The sequence below is a fragment of the Stenotrophomonas sp. genome (assembly GCF_032099025.1).
Lineage (GTDB): Bacteria > Pseudomonadota > Gammaproteobacteria > Xanthomonadales > Xanthomonadaceae > Stenotrophomonas.
The window spans coordinates 1-2,594 of record NZ_DAMCID010000050.1; the positions used below are offsets into that span (position 1 = coordinate 1).

General features: G+C 67.8%; 2 protein-coding genes. Both read right to left on the reverse strand.

The features are described from left to right. Positions 1–154 precede the first annotated feature (154 nt). Complete coding sequence (locus RT456_RS19080) at positions 155–1,810, reverse strand: DUF4166 domain-containing protein (protein WP_313348983.1); 1,656 nt, start codon at positions 1,808–1,810, stop codon at positions 155–157. A 34-nt stretch (positions 1,811–1,844) separates the two neighbouring features. Then, on the reverse strand, positions 1,845–2,516 hold the full coding sequence (locus RT456_RS19085) for a rhomboid family intramembrane serine protease (protein ID WP_313348986.1): 672 nt from the start codon (positions 2,514–2,516) through the stop codon (positions 1,845–1,847). Positions 2,517–2,594 lie beyond the last annotated feature (78 nt).

Consider the following 2,594-nt stretch of genomic DNA (forward strand, 5'->3'; position numbering starts at 1 on the left):
GAAGGCCGACGCCGGGGGACATTCGCCGGAAAGGGTAAGGCGGCCCGGCGCTCGACCCACCGGCAGCCGCTGTTGAGGGACCTCCGCAGGCAAGGGTATGGCGGCCCCGCGCTCGCCCCACCGGCAGCCGCGTCTGCTTCACGGAGCAGAACCGTTATTCCGGCAACAACGACCCACGATACGCGACGATCAATCCGACCAGCGGCGCGGCGATTTCCACATCAAATATGAACCGGCCGTCCACTTCGGTCTCGAAGGTGGCTCCCTTCGGCAGCAGCGCGTTGGGCAGCGGTATGCCCAGGCAGGACCAACGCCGCGGCACCAGCGACAGCCGGTCGCCTTCCACCACCAGTGCCAGGGCGACGTCGATCACGCCGAAGCGCTCCACCAGCAGTGCATCGTTGCGCCCTGCCCCGCGCCGTTGCCACGAGGTGAAACGCCGGCCGCTGAAATCGCGCGTCCAGCGCTCGCCGCCGTTTTCCGGATGGAATGCGACCGTCACCGGCACGTTCGCACCGGCGGGAGGGAAACCGATCACGGCCGCGATTGCCCGCGCCAGCATGCCGCTGCCACGACGAACCTGCGACACCCCGCTCCAGCGCCGTGGTTCGCTCCCGTGGTGCAGCGCCTGCACCTGCGGTGGCAACGTCGCGAACGCGCTGCCCAGCACCTGCCGGTACAGGCTCGCGCCCACGTCCTCGCGGCGGAAGCCGGTATGGATGGAACGTCCGTCGAACAGCGCCTGGTAATCGGACAGCTCCAGCGCATGGATCGCGGCCCGCGCGCCCGGTGCGGGGCGCTCGCCATTGAGCAGCTTGCGGATCACCGCCTCGATCGCCATCGAGGGAATGTAGGGACCATCGTCGCCCTCGGCCAGCAGGTGCCAGCTCAGTTCGCACGGCTCGCCATCGCGCAGGCCCTGCGCGCGCACGTACATGCCGCCGCGGTGCTCGCCGAACTTCATCAGGTTCAGCACGCTGTAGAACAGGCGCGACAACGGCACCAGCGAAGGCAGCCTGAAACGCGCACGTGCCCGGGCCAACAGATTGAGCACGCGGTGCAGCACCTCCGGCACGGGGCCTGCGCCCATCCAGATGTCGGTCAGCGTGGGGTGCTCGGGCGGGATCACCTGCAGGTCGGGCACATCCACCAGCGAGAAATGCAGGTTGCGCAGCGGCAGCTTGCCGGGCACCGCGATGGTAAAGCGACGGCTCTCCGCCAGGCCCACGCCGTGCCCCCGGCGCCCCTCGCGCTGCAGCTTCACGGGCGCGCCCGCATAGCCCACCACCGCGCGCATCACGTTCAGGCCGATGCCCGCGTAGGGCGACGGCGCGATGCCGCCCTCCACCGCGACCAGGTCCATGGTGTTGGCCATCTCGCGCAGCACCGCCGCCGTGAGCACCGGGAAACTGCTGACCCCGGACAGCACGAACACGCCCGCCGCGCGCGCCTGCGCATCGAACTGCGCCACATCGAACACGAAGTCGGCCGCGTCGGCAAAATCGAGATACGAAATGCGCGCCGCGATGCAGGCTTCCACCACCTGGTAGCGCTGCTCGCCATATTCCTGGAACGGTCCGGAGGCATCCACCACCAGGTCGGGCTGCTCGGCCTGCAGCGCCGCGGCAATCTGCTGGCGATCCATGACCCGGGGGCGCACCCGCGGTGCACCTTCGTAGTTGTCGCAGAAGGCCTGCGCGGCCTGCGCATTGCGCCCGCAGATGAGCAGTTCGATGCCTGAAAGATCCGACAGCAACCGGGCCAGGCGCCCGCCAAATACTCCGTACCCGCCCAGAATCAGGATCTTCAAGATCACGCCATCCCTGCAGCTGAATTCGCCTGCGCTACTTTACCCGTCGCAGGTGGTTGGGACGCCGCGGCCCACCCGGCGGGCGCGGCTTGAACGGTGGCTGCCCGCGCCAGTAGCGGATCAGCAGCCAGCCAAACAGCATGCCGCCCAGGTGTGCGAAATGGGCGATGCCCGGCTGCCACGACGTGGCACCCATCACCAGTTCGGTGATGCCGATGACGATCACGAAGGTGCGTGCCTTCATCGGGATCGGCGGGAACAACAGCATGACCCGCTGGTTGGGGAACAGCATGGCGTAGGCCAGCAGCAGGCCGAACACCCCCCCGGATGCGCCAATCACCGGTGCCGGGTCGGCCAGCAGCGTGCCCACCATCAACTGGCAGAGGCCGGCACCGGCCACGCAGACCAGGTAGTAGGTCAGGAAGCGCTTCTCGCCCCAGGTCTGTTCCAGCGGCGCACCGAACATGAAGAGCGCCAGCATGTTGAAGAACAGATGGCCCACACCACCGTGCAGGAAGCCGTAGGTCAGCAGCTGCCACGGCTGGAAATTGCCGCCCGGCGAGAACGGATCGAAACCGCCGCGCAGCGGTTGCAGCATGAACGGCTCGAACGTGCCGTAGCCGAGCAGGAACGGCTGCTGCAGCAGGAACAGCACGACGTTGGCGATCAACAGTGCCTTGGTGACGGTGGGCAATCGCGGAAACATGGGGACATCCTTTGGAACCGCGACCATCATAGCCGCGCCGAAGGCGCGGCGTGGTAGTGCCGGCCGCTGGCCGGCTAT